This is a genomic window from Mycolicibacterium novocastrense, from assembly GCF_001499835.1.
In the GTDB taxonomy this organism is placed as follows: Bacteria; Actinomycetota; Actinomycetes; order Mycobacteriales; family Mycobacteriaceae; genus Mycobacterium; species Mycobacterium novocastrense.
In genome coordinates this window covers 102139-119276 of record NZ_LQIH01000066.1, presented here as the reverse complement: position 1 = coordinate 119276, position 17138 = coordinate 102139, and the positions used below count along the sequence as shown (strand labels likewise).

Genomic DNA, 17138 nt, shown 5'->3' with positions numbered 1-17138 from the left:
CCACCCACCCACTCACTGCCCGGCCAACTCCGCGTAACCCCAGCCGACGTAGGTGTCCCCGTGGAAGTAGAACGACGTCACCGACGCCAGGTTGCACAGCCGTCGGGTCGGGAAGTGGTGCAGCGGTTGGCCGGTCATCGACCGGCGCAGGGTCTCCACGGGCAGTTGATGGCTGACGCACACCGCCTCGTGGCCGGCCGCCTTGGCCCTCGCCCGATGCACGGCGGCGGTCATCCGCTCGGCGATCTCGCGGTACGGCTCCCCCCACGACGGTGTGCGCGGGTTGCGCAGGTGCCACCAGTTGCGGGGGTCGCGCAGCGCGCCGTCCCCCGGCGATACCCGTTGTCCCTGGAAGATGTTCAGCGACTCGATGAGCTCGTCGTCGGTGTCGACGGACAGCCCCAGACCCGCCGCGATCGGGGCCGCGGTCTCCTGCGCCCGCTCCAGCGGCGAGGCGACCACGTAGACGATGTCGCGTGTCGCCAGCCAATCCGCGACGGCCTGGGCCTGCGCTCGACCCCGCTCGGAGAGGTGGTAGTCGGGAAGGCGGCCGTAGAGGATCTTGTCGGGATTGTGCACTTCACCGTGGCGCATCACATGCACCACTGTCTTCACGGCCTCGCCATCCTCCGACGCGTTTTCGGTCATGCCGGTTCGACCGCCTCCGCGGCGGCGCGGGCCGCGCCGGGCAGCGCGGCCGCGATACGGTCGAACGCCTCATCATCCAAAGCCGTTGACACGAACCATGTCTCGAATGCGCTCGGCGGCGGGTAGACACCGGCGTCCAGCAGCGCATGGAAGAAGGCCGGGAATCGCCACGTCTCCGACGCCCGCGCCGAGGCAAAGTCGGTGACCGGTTGTTCGGTGAAGAACACGCTGAACATGTTGCCGGCCCGCGAAACGGTATGCGCCACACCGGCTTCGGTCAACGCCTGCTCGAGCAGTGCGGTGAGGCGGTCGGCGTTCGCGTCGAGCCTGGCGTAGGCGGAGTCGTCGGCCGCGCGCAGTGTCGCCAGACCGGCCGCCATCGCGACAGGGTTCCCGGACAACGTGCCGGCCTGATACACCGGCCCCAGCGGAGCCAGCCGCTCCATCACCTCGGCGCGGCCGCCGAACGCCGCCGCGGGCAGCCCGCCACTCATCACCTTGCCGAAGGTGAACAAATCGGCATCGACAGGATCGAGGCCATACCACCCGGATCGGCTGACCCGGAATCCGGTCATCACCTCGTCGACGATCAGCAGGGCGCCGTGGTCGGCCGTGATGCGGCGCAGCGCGGCGTTGAAACCGTCCTGCGGCGGAACCGTTCCCATGTTGCCGGGGCTGGCCTCGGTGATCACGCAGGCGATCTCGTCGCCGAACCGGGCGAAGACCTCGTCGAGGGCGGCGGCGTTGTTGTAGGGCAGCACGATCGTGTCGGCTGCCGCGGCACCCGTCACACCCGGCGAGGACGGAAGCCCGAGCGTGGCGACGCCGGAACCGGCGTCGGCAAGTAGCGCGTCGCTGTGGCCGTGGTAGCAGCCGGAGAACTTCACGATCTTGGCCCGGCCGGTGTAGCCGCGCGCCAGCCGGATCGCGCTCATCGTGGACTCGGTGCCGGAGTTCACCAGCCGCAGCCGCTCGACCGGCGCGACCCGGCCGATGATCTCGGCGGCCAGCTCCGATTCCGAGGGGGTGGGCGCACCGAAGGACAGGCCGTCGGTCACCACCTTCTGCACCGCCGCCACGACGTCGGGATGCGCGTGGCCCAGGATCATCGGCCCCCAGGAGCAGACCAGATCCACGTAACGGTTGCCGTCGGCATCAGTCAGCCAGTAGCCGTTGGCCGAGGTGATGAAACGGGGGGTGCCGCCGACCGAGGTGAACGCCCGTACGGGTGAGTTCACCCCGCCCGGGATGACGGCCGACGCCTCGGCGAACAACCGCGCCGACACCTCGGTGGTGATCTGGTCAGCACGCATGGCCACCAGTGTCCCAGCCCGGCGCAAACCGTCAACTACAGGGTGTAGTGGTCACACGGTTGAGCCGCGTTGGGCTTCCGAGTTGGATGAGACCATGCAGCTTCCGCAATGGCTCGCGCGGTTCAACCGCCGCGTCACCAATCCGATCCAGCGGCTGTGGGCGGGGTGGGCTCCGTCGATGGGCATCCTCGAGCACACCGGGCGAAGGTCGGGCAAGCCGTACCGGACTCCGTTGACGGTGTTCCCGACCCGTGACGGCGTGGCCATTCTGCTGACCTACGGCCCGGACCGGGACTGGCTGAAGAACATCACCGCGGCGGGCGGTGGGCGAATGAGAAGGTATGGCCGGACGTTCGGCGTCCGTGACCCCCGGGTGGTCACGAAAGCCGAGGCGGCGCCGTCGGTCACCGGGTGGATGCGGCCCCTGTTCGGGCTGCTGCCGTTCGATCAGGCCGTCCTGCTGACGCGGGGCTAAGCCCGCGGGCGCAGACGGGCCCGAATGGGCCCTTTGGCAATGGTGGTGAACGGCACGTCACACTCGAACGCGCTGTCCAGCGATTCGATCCGGGCGGCCCGCACGATCGTGGCCAACGCCAGCGTCGTCTCCAGCCGTGCGAAGTGTTCGCCGATGCACGGGCGACCACCGGCGAGGAACGGCAGGAACTGCCAGCGCTCGCGGTTCGCGGTGTTCTCCGGGCTGAACCGCTCGGGATCGAAGACCATCGGGTCGGGCCAGAGCGCCGGATCGTGGTGCAGGCCGTAGAGCCCGAGCGCCACGAGGGTGCCCGCCTCGACGCGATAGCCGTCGACCGCGATGTCACGGGTGGCCAGCCGGGCCACCCCGGCCGCCGGTGGGCAGAGCCGGATCGCCTCGTGCAGCACCTGCACGGTGTATGTCAGCGAGGGCACGTCGTCGGGGGTCAGTTCCCGGTCACCGATGGCGGCGGCTTCCGCGGCGACGCGGTCCTGGATGTCGGGATGACGCCCCAGCGCCCACAGCGAGAAGGTGAGCGCGGTCGAGGTGGTGTCATGGCCGGCGAGCATGAAGATCAGCAGGTCGTTCGAGATGTCGTCGTCGGATAGCGGCATCCCGGTCTCGGGATCCCTGGCCGCCATCAGCGCCTGTACGAGCGGGGCGTCGCGCGTCGGGTCGTCGCGACATGCGCGCACCATCTCGTCGGTGATCTCCCGCATCTCGGCGACGGCGCGGCGCGCGCGGCGACGGGCGGGCGTGGGGAGCCAGCGCGGTGCCCGCACCGGCCGCAGCGCGCGGTCGGCGGTGTAGGAGGACGCGACGTGCATGCAGCGGGCGATCGTGTCGGCGCGTTCGTTGAGGTCGACGCCGAGGACGGAATGGCCCAGCGATTGCATCGCGACGCGGCGGCATTCGACGTCGAGGTCGAGTTCGCCGCCGTCAGGCCAGCGGTCGACGAAGGCTTGGGCGGCCGCCGACATGTAGCCGCCGAAATTGCGCACGTTCTGTTTGGTGAACACCGGCTGCAGCGCTCGCTTGCGCGGCCGCCACAGCTCATTGGGCAGCACGAACAGGCTGTCGCCCGCCATGTTGCGGACTTCGTCGTGGTAGATGCATCGCTCAGAGGAGCCGTCGGGGCGCCCGAGTATGTCGCGCATGCCTGCTGGCGACATCACGGCGACGATCGGTTGATACAGCCACTTCGGCGCGACCTGGATGCGCGTGATCGGGCCGCCGGCGTCGCGGATGACGTCCTGGCCGGTGTCAAGCCTGCGGAGGAGTCTGACCAACCGCCAGATCGGCAGCGGATTCTTCGGCACCAGCGGCAACGCCGAGACGTCGAGCGTGGTGGTCATGTGCAGATCATCGCCCAGGTCATGTCGGGTCCGCACCGGTACGCGATATTCACGCGGACCAGGTGAGCGGCGCGCCTTCACCTTTCGTCATCACCGTCCCGGGCATGACCCGGATGCGGTACGGCGTCAACCGCAGCGCGGCGAACTGGTCTGAGGTCGGCCCGTCCTGCCACATCGGGATGATGCGCGGGTCGTAGCCGACCGGTGCGGGGGCGGTGGCGAACTTGTCCCACACCGTCGTCCTGGTTTCGTCGTCGACGTACCACTCGACCAGACACTCCGCGCTGCAGGTGTCGTGGTTGGTGGTCCAGTAGCTCACCGAGACCTGCGGGTGGACCGTGAGGTGGTTCTTCTTCACCGGAGACGGCACGGTGGCGATCCAACCGAGGAGATCGGTGCCGTCCCAGTCCCACAACGGATGCAGGATGCGGGTACGTGGTCGGCCGTTCGCGTCGACGGTGGCCACCGAGGCCCACACGATCGAGTGGGCCATCTCGACGAACGCCGGTGCGATCTGTTCCAGAGTGGTCACGGTTGCCTAGCGTAGGCACGCGCCCGCTCGGCCGGTCAGCTGCTGTTGCCCTCGGATGTTTCGTTGCCCGCAGATTCCTTGCCGAACTTCGGGTTGCCGTCATCGTCGAGCCAGTCGTTGACCGCGGTACCCGCAACCGCACCGCCGGTGCCCGGCATTTTGGTGGTCGGCCTCTCTTCTTCGTAGGCCTTGTGCATCTCTTTGGCTTTTTCCCGATGCTCGTCGGTGACTTCGGGTTTCTCGGTGGGCGGAGGCGTTTCCTGTTCGCTGGTGACCTGGTGGTGTTCGTCGGTCTCCGGTTCGGCGTTCCGCTGCTCCTCGATGAACCCTGGGTCCTGCCCTTGTTCGCTGGTCATGGAACTACGACTGCCCGGAGAGCCGAAATACGAAACGCAGTTCGGCTAACCGGTGGGCACTGTCCGCAAAGCGGCGGGCAGGCTGGGAAGGAAGTGTTTGCGAGCGAAAGCGCGAATGTCGTCGGCGGACTCCAGCGGCTGGGAGCTGGGCAGCAGCAACACCATCACCGCATACCGCAGGATGGTGTCGGCCAGCTCCTCGACGGTCTGTTCGCCGATCCGCTCGGCGAACCCGGCGGGGAAGATGACCCGCAACGCTGCGGCCATCCGGGTGATCGCGGCGTCGTAGTGCGTGCGGGCGAGTTCGAGCAGCAGCGCGGGTTCGTCGGTCAATATCCGGTACAGCACGCGGTGGCGACGGAACTTCAGGATCGACAGGGTGAACGCCTCGACGTAGTAGTTCGACTGCGGCCCAGCGCGTTTGACCTCTTCGGCGATGTCGGCGAACAGCGCGATGTTCTCGCGTTCGATCACCGCGGCCACGAGTTCGTCGCGGTTGGCGAACCGCCGGTAGATCGTGGTCCGGCTGACGCCTGCGCGGCGGGCGACGTCGTCGAGCGCGACCCGCCGGAAGCCGTGCCGCTCGAACTCGATGACGGCGGCGTCCAGGATGGCTTCCGTCGCGGGCGACGAATCAGGCCCAGTCGCGGGCGACGAATCGAGTCCAGTCGCGGGCGACGAATCAGGTCCAGTCGCGGGCGACGAATCAGGTCCAGTCGCGGGCGACGCCTCGGGCCCGTTGGCCGGATCAGGCCCGGGCATAACCCTTTTGGGCGTAGCTGTTGTAGCGCCAACTCATGGGCAGACGATCCCACACCCAGTTGACCGGACGCGACCGCCACAACGCCGCGAAGCGTTGGTAGCGGCGCTCCTGGCGTTCACTCCACGGCAGTTGCAGCAGCTCGCGCGCGCGGGGCGGCAGGCCGCCGGTGGTCAAGAACGCCGCGAGCGGATTGAACACCGGCGCGATCAGCTTCCACGCCCATCCGGGAACACCTTTGGGGCACGGGAAGCCCTTCGTGACGTAGCCGACGCCGTAGACCGCGGTCTTGTGCGCGACGACGATCTCGTCGAGCATGCGATCCCAGTACCGTTCGAATTCGTCGTAGGTGGCGGGCATCGGTCGGTCGCTCACACCGTAGCGGCGGTACCACGTCTTCGACTCGAGGTAGATCTGCTCCTTCTCCTCGCGGCTCAGCCGCTTGACGAAGGTGTCGGCGAAGTAGAGCACCTGCTCGACGAACGTCGCGTGTGCCCAGAAGTAGGTCTCCGGATCCAGGGCGTGGTACCGGGCGCCGTCGGGCATCTTGCCCTTGATGTCGGTGTGGAAGTCGCGCACCTGGGCGCCCGGGTTGTCTTCGTCAGAGCCGTAGACCGTGTTGAAGATCGGGGGCAGCGAGCGCTTGACCCGCGCGGCGGTGTCGTCGAAGAACACCGAGTGGTCGAGCACGCCTTGGCCGAGTTCGGCCAGCATGTTCTGCAGCACCGCGGGGCGCGGCCCGATCAGGTACATCCGGTTGTCCCCGAAATAGCGCCACACCAGCGACTGCGGGCCCAGCGGCAGCGCATCGTCGACGGGCCTGTCTGTCTCCACCAACTCGGTCATAGGACACAGTGTTACAAGTTTTGCACTTTGTACCAAGCGGCTGTGAGGGGTCTCACGATGCTGGCGAGCGACCTGTTTTGTACGTGATGTGACGGCGTGTCACGGCGCAAACACGGTCACTCGCCAGATGGGGCTTTGCGGGATGGTGCGGTGCGGGATGGTGCGGAACGGCGAGCGCGGCGGGTGTGCGCGATGGCCAGCACCAGAAGCACCCCGGCGACCGCCGCCAACAGCAGCGCGAGCCCCAGCATCGGCGCGCTGTACTCGACCGAGGTGGTCCGGGGTTCGCCTTCGAGCACCGGCGGGACCACGACCGTCGTCTTGGCCGCCAACCAGCTGAGCACGCTGCCCACCGCGGCGGCGACGGCCAGCACCATCTCGAGCGCGGCCCGGACGGTCATGCCGGCGGAATGCGCTCTTCGACGAGCTGGGTCAGCGTCTGCCGGAGCGTTTGATGCTTGCGGGCCCAGGCTTGGGCGGTGCGGTCGTTGGTCATCTTCAGCCCGATACCTGTGCGCCCGCGCGGGACACCGGTGAGCTCGCCGAGTGCCCGGGCCGACTGCCATTTCGGTGGCTCCGAACCGGTCGCCTCGGGGTAGATGCGCACGATCTCGTCGGTGCTGATGCGCTCGGTGCCCTGCCGCAGCGTCTCGGGTGTCAGCTCCACCGAGGTGTGGATGCGGGCGGCCTTGACCTGGATCGCGAGGAAGCCGCTGACCAGGACCAGGAACATCCCGGGAACCACCCACTGGAACCCGTAGCCGGCCGACGCCTGGATCAACCCCATGGCGATCGCCGCGGCGGGCCCGGCGGCCAACCACCACCAGCTGGCACCCTGTTCGTAGAACAGCACCTGCGGCGCGGTCTGCTTGTCGGTCACGTCGCTTCCCCTTGGGCGTTCGCGCTCGGCCGGGTGATCAGGACGGCGCCCGCGATCAGGGGCAGCACCGCGAGCAGCGTCACGATGTGAACGACGCCGCGCATCGCGAGCAGCGCGACGAACACGACGATGGTCAGCGCCAACGCGACGCCGGCCCGGCGGAACCGGACGTCACCCGCGCGGCTGCGGCCCGCGAGAAACGCCATTGCGGCGCCCGCGACTGCGGTGAGGACCCCAGCGCCGCGGAACAGCGGCGGCAGGTTCACCGAGGCGGCGATCAGCCCGCCCAGCATCAGCATCACCGCGGCGACGACCCAGCACCAGAAGGCGGCGGTGACGACGCGGGTTCGCGGCGCAGGAGCGGTCATGGTCGGGTCAGCCTATCGGGTCACCGGGTGAAGTAGTCGTTGGCGTCTTTTCGGTGCAGCAGGTACACCCCGCCGACGATCAGCACTGAGCCGAGGATCGCGGTGACGGCGTAGGCGAACGCGGCGGCGGGCGGCCGGTCCTCGCCGAACAGGCTGCTCACGGCGTACACGACCGCGGCGACACCTGCGCCGGTCAGCACGGTGCGAGCCCACCGGTAGCCCTGGCGCATCAAGACCTGGAAGGTCAGCGCCACGGCGCCGAGGATCACGATGAACACCACCGAGAGGGCCAACACCGGTGCGGGTAGCCCCTCGGCGCGTTCGCTGACCAGCAGGTCGACCACCTGGCCGACGACCATCAGGACGAGCGCGACCACCCAGAGCCAGAAGCCGGTGTCGACATCGTCGGGGCGGGCGCCCGGCTCCGGCGGCTGGCCGGCCGCATCCGGTCGGCCCTGTGGCTCCGGATTCACGCCAGCCAACCGGCGACGTCGGCCGCCCAGTAGGTCAGGACGATGTCGGCTCCGGCCCGCCGGATGCTGGTCAGCGTTTCCAGAGCCACCGTCTGCAAGTCGATCCAGTCGTTGGCGGCGGCGGCACTGATCATCGAGTACTCGCCGGAGACCTGATAGGCCGCCACCGGAACGGGTGACAGGTCGGCGGCCGCGCGCACCACGTCGAGGTAGCCCATCGCGGGCTTGACCATGACGATGTCGGCTCCTTCGTCGATGTCGAGTTCCACCTCGTGCAGCGCCTCGCGGGCATTGCCCGGATTCTGTTGGTACGTACGACGATCGCCGCGCAGGCTCGAGCCCACCGCTTCCCGGAACGGGCCGTAGAAGCCAGAGGCGAACTTCGCGGCGTACGCCAGGATCACCGTGTCGGTGTGTCCCGCGGCGTCCAGGCCGTCGCGAATCGCGGCGACCTGACCGTCCATCATTCCGCTCGGTCCGACGACGTGCGCCCCCGAATCTGCCTGTGCGACAGCCAGTTCCACGTAGCGCTTGTTGGTCAGGTCGTTGTCGACGCGGCCGGCGGAGTCGAGCACCCCGCAGTGACCGTGGTCGGTGAACTCGTCGAGGCAGGTGTCGGCCATCAGCACGGTGTCGTCGCCGAGGTCACTCGCCAAATCGCGCAGGGCGACGTTGAGGATGCCGTCCTCGGCGACACCGACGGAGCCGGTGGGATCCTTGTCCTCGTCGCGCGGTACACCGAACAGCATCAGACCACCCACACCGGCGGCCACCGCGTCGGCGGCGGCGCGACGCAGCGAGTCGCGGGTGTGTTGGACGACGCCGGGCATGGAGGCGATCGGGCGCGATTCCGCTATCCCGTCGGCGACGAACATCGGCAACACGAGTTGCCGTGGCTGCAAGGTTGTTTCGGCGACCAGTCGCCGCAGCGCCGGAGTCGTGCGCAGCCGGCGGGGGCGATGCCTAGGAAAGGCCATGCAAACCCACCTTCGGTCTCGCGGTCAGCGGCGGCGGCTCTTCTTGCGCGGCGGGGGCAGTGCGCCCTCGGCGCGCAGCCGGGCGGCGTGCTCGGCGAGCGCCTCGACCAGCGGCCCGACGGCGGCCACCTCGGGCTGCACATCGACGCGCAGACCGAATTCCGCTGCGGTCTCGGCGGTCTTGGGCCCGATGCACGCGACGATGGTGCGCGCGTGCGGTTTGCCCGCGATACCGACCAGGTTGCGCACCGTGGAACTCGAGGTGAAGCAGACCGCGTCGAAGCCACCGGTCTTGATCATCTCGCGGGTGTGCGCTGGCGGCGGCGCGGCCCGCACCGTGCGGTACGCCGTGACGTCCTCGATCTCCCAACCGCGTTCGCGCAGACCCTCGGCCAGCGTCTCGGTGGCGATGTCGGCGCGCGGCAGCAGCACCCGGTTCACCGGGTCGAAAACGTCGTCGTACGGCGGGAACTCATCCAGCAGGCCCAGCGAGGACTGCTCGCCGGCGGGCACCAGCTCGGGATTGATGCCGAACGCCCGCACCCGGTCGGCGGTGGCCTGGCCGACGCAGGCGATCCTCACACCGGAGAACGCCCGGGCGTCCAGACCGAACTCGTTGAACTTCTCCCACACCGCACGCACAGCGTTGGTGGAGGTGAACACCACCCACTGGAACCGGCCGTCGACCAGTCCCTTGACCGCGCGCTCCATCTGGGCGGGGCTGCGCGGAGGCTCGACGGCGATGGTCGGGACCTCGATCGGCAGCGCACCGTGGCCCACCAGCTTCTCGCTCATCTCGCCGGCCTGGTCCTTGGTGCGGGGCACCAGCACGGTCCAGCCGTACAGTGCGCGGCTCTCCCACCAGTTCAGCTTGGTGCGGTTGGCCACGGTCTTGCCGATGGTCACGACCAGCGGTCCGGCCAACGGACCGGCCGGCTCGGTGCCCGCCAGGGTGGCCTTGTCGAGCAGCCCGGCCAACGTGGTCTCGACCGAACGCTGCTGGCACGTCGTACCGTTCGCGGTGACCACCAGCGGCGTGGTGTCGGTCAGGCCGTACTCGATCAGCGTGCGCGCCGCGTCGGGCAGATGGGACGCCGTCGCGTGCAGGATCAGCGGGCCGGGCGCGGCGGCCAGCGCGGCCCAATCGACATCGGGGTCGCGGACATCGGCAACGGTGTGCGCCGAACCCAGCGGCAGACCCGCATAGGTCGGCACCGCGGTGGTGTCCGGCAGGCCCGGCACGATCTCGAAGTTCAGGTGCGACTTGGCCAACGCCGACACCTCGGTGATCACGGCGTCCACCGACAGCGGATCGCCCGCCACCAGCCGGACCACGTCGACTCCGGTGCGGGCCTCGGTGATCAGCGTCTTGGCCACCTCGGCAGGATCGCCCACGGCCGACCGGATATCCGGCCCGCCGGGCAGGGCCGGCGCTTCCGTGCCCGAAGCCTCGCCGTTGTCGGCGGCCTCGGCCGGTTCGGGACCCGACGGGGGCGGCAGTTCGCAACCCACCAGGGCCAGCACCGCTTCGGGCACGTCGGGATCGGTGAACACCAAGGCAGCGTTGGCGAGCACCGTGTGGGCCCGCGTCGTCAGCAGTCCCGGGTCACCGGGACCCGAGCCGACGAACGTGATGCGGCCCGGCTTCGGCTTGCGCCCCCGCCCGCTGTTCTGGCCTGTCATCTCAGTCACTCCGCTCTACAGCTCAGTTGGCGTCCGCCATGAGTTCGCGCGCCCCGAGGTCGAACAGCTCCTCGGCCACCGAGAGCCCCAGCTCCCGGGCCCGGTCGGTCGTGCCGACGCCGGACGCGCGGATCACGTCGGATCCGTCCAGTGCCGCCACGCAGCCGCGCAGCGACACCTCTTCGAAGACGTTGCCGTCCTCATCGATGGACTCGACCACCTCAGCGATCGCGCCCACCGGTGCGTGACAACCCGCCTCCAGTCGGGCGAGCAGGGCCCGTTCAGCGGTGACCGCGGCGCGTGTGTCGGCGTCGTCCAACTCCGCCAGCAGCGCGGCGAGCTCGGTGTCGCCTGCGCGGCACTCGACCGCGAGCGCACCTTGAGCCGGTGCTGGCAACATCTGCACCGGCTCGAGAGTCTCGGTGACATCGGCCAGTCGCCCGATGCGAGCCAGTCCCGCCCTTGCGACTACGATGCCGTCGAGATCACCGTTGCTAACCCTGTTCAACCTGGTATCCAGGTTGCCTCTTAGGGGGCGGATTTCCAAACCGAGACCCAGTGCTCTAAGCTGTGCCGCCCTCCGCGGGCTCGACGTGCCGATCAGCGAACCCGGGGGCAATTCCCCCAGCACCAGGCCATCGCGCGCCACCAGGGCGTCCCGGGGGTCCTCGCGCGGAGGAGTTGCGGCGACGACGAAGCGGGCATCGGCCGCGGTCGGCAGATCCTTGAAGGAGTGCACAGCGGCGTCGACCCGGCCGTCGTCGATGGCCTCCCTCAGGGCGGCGGTGAACACGCCCACGCCGATCTCGGCGATCGGGCCCTGGTTGCGGTCGCCCTCGGTGGAGATGGGGACGAGCTCGGCCTCATGCCCGTTCGCGATGAGCGCGTCACGGACCGTACCGGCCTGAGTGGTCGCCAGGAGGCTGGCGCGAGTGCCTATCCGAATTGCAGTCAAGCGTTACTCGGCCTTATCGAGATCCGGTGTGATCAAAGGCAATTCGGGCCCCGCGACGGCGTCGACGGCCTGCTGGTCGAGTTCGAACAGCTCGCGCAGCGCCTCGGCGTAGCTGTCCCCGCCCGGCGCACTCGCCAATTGCTTGACACGCACCGTCGGCGCGTGCAGGAGTTTGTCGACGACCCGTCGCACCGTCTTGGCGACCTCGTCGCGGTGGACGGCGTCCAGGCCCGGCAGCCGGTGATCGAGCCTCAGCAACTCCGCCTCGACCACGTCGGCGGCGCGCTGACGCAGTGCGGTGACGGTCGGGGTGACCTCGGCCATCCGCTGACCGGCCAGGTAGTTGGCGACCTCGGCGGCGACGATCGCGCGGGCGGCCTCGGCGTCGGAGGCCGCGGCGCGGGCGGCCGGTTCGCGCTGGATACGGTCCATGTCCACGACGTAGACGCCGGGCAGGCCGGCCACGGCGGGGTCGACGTCACGGGGCATGCCGAGGTCGCAGATGACCAGCTGCTTGGGCTCTTGACCGTGCGCCAGGCCGCGGTGCACATCGGCCAGCGAGACCACCGGGCGCACCGCTCCCGTGCAGCAGACAACCACGTCGGCGTCGGTCAGCAGCGGAGGCAGGTGGTCGAACGGGAACGCGTGTGCGTCGACGCCCAGCTCGCGGATGTTCGCGGCGAGCCGTTTTGCCCGCGGCTGGCTGCGGTTCACGACGTGGATCCGGTCGACGCCCGCCCGGGTCAGGTGCTTGGCGGCCAGCGAGCCCATCGAACCCGCCCCGATGACCACCGCGGTGCGGCCGGCCAGCGAGCCGAGCTTGCCCTCGGCGGTGCCCAGCGCGACGGACACCACCGACGCGCCTGCGGCGTCGATGCCGGTTTCGGTGTGCACCCGCTTGCCGACGCCCAGCGCGCGCTGCGACAGCTCGTGCAGGGTGCGGCCGACGGTGTGGTTGGCCTCGGCGGCGGCGTAGGCGCGGCGCACCTGGCCGAGCACCTGCTGTTCGCCGACGACCGCCGAATCCAGGCCCGACGCGACCGCGAACAGGTGCTCGACGGCCGCTTCGGCGTACCGCACATAGGCGTACTTGGTCAGGTCGTTGAGACTCATTCCGGAGTGCTCGGAGAGCACCTGGCCGATCACCGACAACCCGCCGTGGAATGCGTCGACGACGGCGTAGATCTCGACCCGGTTGCACGTGGACAGCACCATGGCCTCGGTGACGAGCGAGGATTGCAGCACCTGATCGACGATCTTGGCCTGATCGGACTCGTCTGTGCTCAGCTGTTCGAGCACCGACACCGGCGCACTGCGGTGCGAAACCCCGAAAAGCAGCACGCTCACGGCTTCATCACCACGTCATCCAAGGTAGTCGCTGAACAGTTAGCTCACCAAATTCCACACCATTATCGCCGAAATTGCGTTCCAGCAGCCGAATCCCGAGTGGAGGGCTGCTGGAGCGCAATTTCGCGCAGAAACAGAGGTCACCCGGCCAAGTCGGCGCGAAGGCGTGGCTCGTCGATCTCCCAGTAGCTGTGCTCGCTGCCGTCGAGCAGAACGACCGGAAGCCGGTCGCCGTACTCGGCACGCAGCGCGGAGTCGCCCGCGGCCGCGGCGGCGTCGACATCGGTGACGGCCAGCGTGAAGCCCAGTTCGTCGGCCAGAGCCGCGAGCCGGGCCGCCGCCGCGGTGCAGATCGTGCAACCGTCGCGCGTCAGCAACTCCACCTGGTGCTCCACCCCGCCAGTATCTCCACTTCCGTGACTTAGGGTTGATTCGTGTCTCGAAACGGCGACCGCGAAGCTGCTGAACAGCAACTTGCCGGTGAGGCCAGCGCGGAGGCGGCCGTCACCGACCTGGTGGCCGAAGCTGACGCGGCGCCGCCGGCGCCGCCCCCGGACCTCACCGCGGCGGCGTTCTTCGACGTCGACAACACCCTGGTGCACGGCTCTTCGCTGCTGCACTTCGCCCGCGGCCTGGCCGCCCGCAAGTACTTCACCTACGGCGACATCGCGCGGTTCGTGTACGCGCAGGCCAAGTTCCAGCTGACCGGGCGCGAGAACAGCGACGACGTGGCCGCCGGCCGGCGCAAGGCGCTGGCCTTCATCGAGGGCCGGTCGACGGCCGAGTTGATGGCGGTCGGCGAGGAGATCTACGACGAGATCATCGCCGACAAGATCTGGCCGGGCACCCGCGCGCTCGCGCAGATGCATCTGGACGCCGGACAGCAGGTGTGGCTGGTCACCGCGACCCCGTACGAACTGGCCGCCACCATCGCCAAACGGCTGGGCCTGACCGGCGCGCTGGGCACGGTCGCCGAATCCATCGACGGGGTGTTCACGGGCCGCCTGGTGGGCGACATCCTGCATGGCACCGGCAAGGCGCACGCGGTGCGTTCGCTGGCCATCCGCGAGGGACTCAACCTGCGCCGCTGCACGGCCTACTCGGACAGCTTCAACGATGTGCCGATGCTCTCGCTGGTGGGGACGGCGGTGGCGATCAACCCCGATGCCGACCTGCGTGATCTGGCCCGTGAACGGGGCTGGGAGATCCGCGACTTCCGCACCGCCCGCAAGGCCGCGCGCATCGGTGTGCCGTCGGCGCTGGCGCTCGGCGCGGCCGGAGGGGCGCTGGCGGCGGTGGTCTCGCGCCGCCAGGAGGGCCGCTGACGAGCCGCTCTGGCCGAGCCGGTGGTCCGGACCCGCTGATAGGCTCGCGCCGCTCACTCCGACGAGAAGAGACGTTGCATGGGGATCGCAGAGAACATCATCGGGACCCACTACCGGTACCCCGATTACTTCGAGGTCGACCGGGAGAAGATCCGTGAGTTCGCCCGCGCGGTCAAGGACGAGCACCCGGCGCATTTCACCGAAGAGGCGGCCGCCGAGTACGGCTACGACACGCTGATCGCCCCGCTGACCTTCCTCGCCGTCGCCGGCCGCCGGGTCCAGTTGGAGATCTTCAACCAGTTCGACGTGCCGATCAACATGGAGCGCGTGCTGCACCGAGACCAGAAGATCACCTTCCACCGCCCGATCGTGGCCGGCGACAAGCTGTTCTTCGACTCATACCTCGACTCGGTCACCGAATCGCACGGCGCCATCGTCACCGAGGTGCGCGGCGAGGTGACCGACGCCGACGGGAAGCCCGTGCTGACGAGCGTCGTCACGGTCATGGGCGAGGCGCAGTCGGACACCGAAGCCGACGAGGTGAGTCAGCGCATCGCCGCCGCCCGCGATGAGGCAATCGCGAAAATGATTGCCAAGCAAAGTAATTCGTAGAGCTAGCGGGTTTTCGGCGCTCAGCCGAAGAAGGTGTTCCGACGCTGGGTGAGCAGTTGGTACAGCGTCTGCTGGATGGTCTCGCGCACCTGGTCGGTGAGTTCGAAGGTGACCATCGGATCGTCGGCGGCCGACTCGTCGTACTCTGCGGTCTCGATCGGTTCCCCGAACTGGATATGCCATTTCGACGGCAGCGGCACCATGCCCGCCGGACCCGCCAGCGGGAAGAACGGCGTGATCGGGAAGTAGGGCAGCCCGAGCAGCCGGGCCAGCAGCTTGACGTCGGCGATCATCGGATAGATCTCCTCTGACCCGACAATCGAGCACGGCACGATGGGCGCCTTGGTGCGCAGCGCCGCGGACACGAAGCCGCCGCGGCCGAATCGCTGCAGCTTGTAGCGGTCCTTGAAGTGCTTGCCCAGACCCTTGTAACCCTCCGGGAACACCGCGGTCAGCTCACCCGCGGCCAGCAGTCGATGGGCGTCGGCCGTGCAGGCCATCGTGTGGCCGGCCTTGCGGGCGGCCTGACCGACCACCGGCAGGTCGAAGACCATGTCGGCAGCGAGCAGGCGCAGATCGCGGTGCGCGGGATGGTGGTCGTGCACCGCCACCGACGTCATCAGCCCGTCGAACGGCAGCACACCGGCGTGGTTGGCGACCACGAGCGCGGCGCCCGTTTCGGGCAGATGCTCGATGCCGCTGACCTCGACGCGGAACCACGACTTGAAGAAGACTCTCAGCAAAGGCAAAAAGATTGCGTTGTTGAGGTGGGCATCGAACCCGAACTCGTCGACGGTGTACTCACCCGTCATCCGCTTGCGCACGAACTCGGCGACCGAGGCGATCTGCTTGGCCAGTTCGGTGGGCGTCTCGTCGACCGCCGGCGCGCCCGCGGCACCGCCGCGGTGCTCGTCGATCTCGCGGACGACGGCCGCGATCTCCTCGGCAGAAGCTCCGCCTACCGGATCCGACAGCTGCGAGGGATGTCGGCGCGAGCCCTGCGCTCGTGCGGCATTACGCCGCTGAGCCGCTGCACGGCTTGAATTACCATGCAGCGGAATGACTTTCGCCTTGGACTCGCCCGCCACGGTCGTTTCCTTCTCCCCACCCGATCAGTTGATGCGCCTAGCGCCCCCACCTTTGCGCCGCGGCAACGGCGCGACTCTCCATTGAGCGTACCCACCGCGGGTCGACGATCGGAGTCAATCCGCGACCTCGGACGTAATCGTCGAAGGCCTCCACCGTCGTCCACTTCGGGATATAGCCGAGATCGTTGCGCATCCGCGATGTGTCCATCACTCTGCCATAACTGAGGTAGTTCAGCTGTTCACGATCGAGCTCAGTGTAACGAGTCGCACGCCTCAGCGAATCCACCGCCGCCAGCGCCGACCGCGGCACGGGCAGCGCGATCCGGCCGGCCCGCCGGATCGCCTGGCTCATCATCACGATGCCGGACGCGCCGACGTTGTACGTGCCCGCCTTGCCCGCCATCGTCGCGCGTTCGAGTGCCCCGAGCGCATCCTGTTCGTGCAGTAGCTGCAAGCGAGCGTCGTGTCCGATCACCGTCGGCACCACGGGCCCGGCGAGGTAGCGCGAGAGCGCCGTGTCCATGCCCGGTCCGATCATGTTGGCCAACCGCAGGATGGTGACCGCGATGTCGGGCCGACGCCGTCCCAGTCCCCGCGCATAGCCCTCGATGTCGATGCTGTCGCGGGCGAAGCCCTCCCCCGGTGGCCGTCGCGCGCTGGTGTCCTCGGTGAACATCACCGGGTCGCGCGCGGTCGAGCCGTACACCTCCGACGTCGACTTGAGCACCACGCGTCGCACCGACGGCACCTTCTGACAGGCCGCGAACAGCTGGATCGCGCCCATCACGTTGAGTTCCTTGAGCGTCGCCCGGCCTCCGGAGCGCGGAGCGTAGGACGCGGCCGCGGCATGCACCACGGTGTCGACGTCGCCGTTGCGGATGACCTTCGCGATGAAGGGGTTGCGGATGTCGGCGCGGACGAACTCCGCGCGGCCCATCCGCCGTAGAAGGTCCTTGCTCGGAGTGATCGCGTCGACGGCGATCACATGGTTGATCAACGGGTTCTGCGCCAGCCTGGCCGTCAGATAGCCGCCGAGGAACCGGCACGCCCCGGTGACCAGCACGACCTTCGGATACTGCACGGCGTCGCGCGGGTCAGTCCCGTTGACGTCTCCATTGGCGCGGCCCTCGGAATCCATGTCCGGT

At 68.7% G+C, this 17138-nt stretch carries 21 protein-coding genes; 3 read left to right on the top strand and 18 right to left on the bottom strand.

Annotation, left to right across the window (positions count from 1 at the left end; translation table 11 throughout):
- Nucleotides 1-12 precede the first annotated feature (12 nt).
- The gene (locus AU072_RS26970; RefSeq protein WP_064416591.1) at nucleotides 13-648 is read right to left on the bottom strand and encodes a histidine phosphatase family protein; all 636 of its coding nucleotides are present in this window, start codon (nucleotides 646-648) and stop codon (nucleotides 13-15) included.
- Nucleotides 645-1961, bottom strand: coding sequence for a glutamate-1-semialdehyde 2,1-aminomutase (hemL, locus tag AU072_RS26965; RefSeq protein WP_064416590.1), 1317 nt, complete (start codon nucleotides 1959-1961; stop codon nucleotides 645-647). The genes AU072_RS26970 and hemL overlap by 4 nt, the downstream gene beginning before the upstream one ends.
- 94 nt (nucleotides 1962-2055) lie before the next feature.
- On the opposite strand from hemL, the gene AU072_RS26960 reads away from it, so the two are divergent.
- Entirely contained in the window at nucleotides 2056-2436 is a 381-nt protein-coding gene (locus tag AU072_RS26960) for a nitroreductase family deazaflavin-dependent oxidoreductase (RefSeq protein ID WP_064416589.1), read from the top strand.
- Here AU072_RS26960 and AU072_RS26955 read toward each other — a convergent pair.
- The 14 genes from AU072_RS26955 to AU072_RS26890 form a co-directional block, all read right to left on the bottom strand.
- A complete protein-coding gene (locus tag AU072_RS26955; RefSeq protein ID WP_064416672.1) occupies nucleotides 2433-3791 on the bottom strand; it encodes a cytochrome P450 in 1359 nt (452 codons plus the stop codon). The two genes, AU072_RS26960 and AU072_RS26955, sit on opposite strands and share 4 nt — an antisense overlap.
- 49 nt (nucleotides 3792-3840) lie before the next feature.
- A complete protein-coding gene (locus AU072_RS26950) occupies nucleotides 3841-4323 on the bottom strand; it encodes a pyridoxamine 5'-phosphate oxidase family protein (RefSeq protein WP_064416588.1) in 483 nt (160 codons plus the stop codon).
- 35 nt (nucleotides 4324-4358) lie between these two features.
- Nucleotides 4359-4679 carry a hypothetical protein gene (locus AU072_RS26945; protein ID WP_064416587.1) on the bottom strand — a complete coding sequence of 107 codons (321 nt, stop codon included), beginning with the start codon at nucleotides 4677-4679 and terminating at the stop codon, nucleotides 4359-4361.
- A gap of 45 nt (nucleotides 4680-4724) precedes the next feature.
- Entirely contained in the window at nucleotides 4725-5441 is a 717-nt protein-coding gene (locus AU072_RS26940) for a TetR/AcrR family transcriptional regulator (RefSeq protein ID WP_082680699.1), read from the bottom strand.
- Nucleotides 5428-6285 carry an oxygenase MpaB family protein gene (locus AU072_RS26935; protein ID WP_064416586.1) on the bottom strand — a complete coding sequence of 286 codons (858 nt, stop codon included), beginning with the start codon at nucleotides 6283-6285 and terminating at the stop codon, nucleotides 5428-5430. The genes AU072_RS26940 and AU072_RS26935 overlap by 14 nt, the downstream gene beginning before the upstream one ends.
- A 116-nt stretch (nucleotides 6286-6401) precedes the next feature.
- Complete coding sequence (locus AU072_RS26930; protein ID WP_064416585.1) at nucleotides 6402-6686, bottom strand: hypothetical protein; 285 nt, start codon at nucleotides 6684-6686, stop codon at nucleotides 6402-6404.
- Nucleotides 6683-7165 carry a transport-regulating membrane protein Mce1N gene (locus AU072_RS26925; RefSeq protein ID WP_064351315.1) on the bottom strand — a complete coding sequence of 161 codons (483 nt, stop codon included), beginning with the start codon at nucleotides 7163-7165 and terminating at the stop codon, nucleotides 6683-6685. The genes AU072_RS26930 and AU072_RS26925 overlap by 4 nt, the downstream gene beginning before the upstream one ends.
- Complete coding sequence (locus AU072_RS26920; RefSeq protein WP_064416584.1) at nucleotides 7162-7533, bottom strand: hypothetical protein; 372 nt, start codon at nucleotides 7531-7533, stop codon at nucleotides 7162-7164. Before AU072_RS26920 ends, AU072_RS26925 begins: the two co-directional genes overlap by 4 nt.
- Before the next feature lie 20 nt (nucleotides 7534-7553).
- Nucleotides 7554-8006 carry a hypothetical protein gene (locus tag AU072_RS26915; RefSeq protein ID WP_064416583.1) on the bottom strand — a complete coding sequence of 151 codons (453 nt, stop codon included), beginning with the start codon at nucleotides 8004-8006 and terminating at the stop codon, nucleotides 7554-7556.
- On the bottom strand, nucleotides 8003-8983 hold the full coding sequence (gene hemB, locus AU072_RS26910) for a porphobilinogen synthase (protein ID WP_064416582.1): 981 nt from the start codon (nucleotides 8981-8983) through the stop codon (nucleotides 8003-8005). Before hemB ends, AU072_RS26915 begins: the two co-directional genes overlap by 4 nt.
- A 24-nt stretch (nucleotides 8984-9007) precedes the next feature.
- Entirely contained in the window at nucleotides 9008-10666 is a 1659-nt protein-coding gene (locus tag AU072_RS26905) for a bifunctional uroporphyrinogen-III C-methyltransferase/uroporphyrinogen-III synthase (RefSeq protein ID WP_064416581.1), read from the bottom strand.
- Nucleotides 10667-10688: 22 nt separating this feature from the next.
- On the bottom strand, nucleotides 10689-11621 hold the full coding sequence (gene hemC / locus AU072_RS26900; RefSeq protein ID WP_064416580.1) for a hydroxymethylbilane synthase: 933 nt from the start codon (nucleotides 11619-11621) through the stop codon (nucleotides 10689-10691).
- Between the two features lie 3 nt (nucleotides 11622-11624).
- Nucleotides 11625-12968, bottom strand: a complete 1344-nt coding sequence (locus AU072_RS26895) for a glutamyl-tRNA reductase (RefSeq protein ID WP_064416579.1) — start codon at nucleotides 12966-12968, stop codon at nucleotides 11625-11627.
- A gap of 140 nt (nucleotides 12969-13108) precedes the next feature.
- Nucleotides 13109-13363 carry a glutaredoxin family protein gene (locus AU072_RS26890; RefSeq protein WP_064416578.1) on the bottom strand — a complete coding sequence of 85 codons (255 nt, stop codon included), beginning with the start codon at nucleotides 13361-13363 and terminating at the stop codon, nucleotides 13109-13111.
- A 39-nt stretch (nucleotides 13364-13402) separates the two neighbouring features.
- On the opposite strand from AU072_RS26890, the gene AU072_RS26885 reads away from it, so the two are divergent.
- Together AU072_RS26885 and AU072_RS26880 are read left to right on the top strand one after the other, a co-directional pair.
- Nucleotides 13403-14293, top strand: a complete 891-nt coding sequence (locus AU072_RS26885; protein WP_064416577.1) for an HAD family hydrolase — start codon at nucleotides 13403-13405, stop codon at nucleotides 14291-14293.
- 78 nt (nucleotides 14294-14371) lie between these two features.
- Nucleotides 14372-14905: an FAS1-like dehydratase domain-containing protein gene (locus tag AU072_RS26880; RefSeq protein ID WP_064416576.1), complete on the top strand. Its 534-nt coding sequence runs from the start codon at nucleotides 14372-14374 to the stop codon at nucleotides 14903-14905.
- 20 nt (nucleotides 14906-14925) lie between these two features.
- Here AU072_RS26880 and AU072_RS26875 read toward each other — a convergent pair whose 3' ends face one another.
- Nucleotides 14926-15993 (bottom strand): lysophospholipid acyltransferase family protein, encoded by a 1068-nt coding sequence (locus AU072_RS26875; protein ID WP_064416575.1) that lies wholly within the window; start codon nucleotides 15991-15993, stop codon nucleotides 14926-14928.
- A 37-nt stretch (nucleotides 15994-16030) separates the two neighbouring features.
- On the bottom strand, nucleotides 16031-17131 hold the full coding sequence (locus AU072_RS26870) for an SDR family oxidoreductase (RefSeq protein WP_064416574.1): 1101 nt from the start codon (nucleotides 17129-17131) through the stop codon (nucleotides 16031-16033).
- Nucleotides 17132-17138: the final 7 nt, after the last annotated feature.

Excerpts from the sequence above, each read along its gene's own strand:
- hemB (WP_064416582.1), bottom strand. The coding sequence starts at position 8,983 with ATGGCCTTTCCTAGGCATCGCCCCCGCCGGCTGCGCACGACTCCGGCG.
- AU072_RS26945 (WP_064416587.1), bottom strand. The coding sequence starts at position 4,679 with ATGACCAGCGAACAAGGGCAGGACCCAGGGTTCATCGAGGAGCAGCGG.
- AU072_RS26940 (WP_082680699.1), bottom strand. The coding sequence starts at position 5,441 with ATGCCCGGGCCTGATCCGGCCAACGGGCCCGAGGCGTCGCCCGCGACT.
- AU072_RS26955 (WP_064416672.1), bottom strand. The coding sequence starts at position 3,791 with ATGACCACCACGCTCGACGTCTCGGCGTTGCCGCTGGTGCCGAAGAAT.
- AU072_RS26960 (WP_064416589.1), top strand. The coding sequence starts at position 2,056 with ATGCAGCTTCCGCAATGGCTCGCGCGGTTCAACCGCCGCGTCACCAAT.
- AU072_RS26935 (WP_064416586.1), bottom strand. The coding sequence starts at position 6,285 with ATGACCGAGTTGGTGGAGACAGACAGGCCCGTCGACGATGCGCTGCCG.
- AU072_RS26905 (WP_064416581.1), bottom strand. The coding sequence starts at position 10,666 with ATGACAGGCCAGAACAGCGGGCGGGGGCGCAAGCCGAAGCCGGGCCGC.
- AU072_RS26920 (WP_064416584.1), bottom strand. The coding sequence starts at position 7,533 with ATGACCGCTCCTGCGCCGCGAACCCGCGTCGTCACCGCCGCCTTCTGG.
- hemL (WP_064416590.1), bottom strand. The coding sequence starts at position 1,961 with ATGCGTGCTGACCAGATCACCACCGAGGTGTCGGCGCGGTTGTTCGCC.
- AU072_RS26880 (WP_064416576.1), top strand. The coding sequence starts at position 14,372 with ATGGGGATCGCAGAGAACATCATCGGGACCCACTACCGGTACCCCGAT.
- AU072_RS26970 (WP_064416591.1), bottom strand. The coding sequence starts at position 648 with ATGACCGAAAACGCGTCGGAGGATGGCGAGGCCGTGAAGACAGTGGTG.
- AU072_RS26930 (WP_064416585.1), bottom strand. The coding sequence starts at position 6,686 with ATGACCGTCCGGGCCGCGCTCGAGATGGTGCTGGCCGTCGCCGCCGCG.
- AU072_RS26870 (WP_064416574.1), bottom strand. The coding sequence starts at position 17,131 with ATGGATTCCGAGGGCCGCGCCAATGGAGACGTCAACGGGACTGACCCG.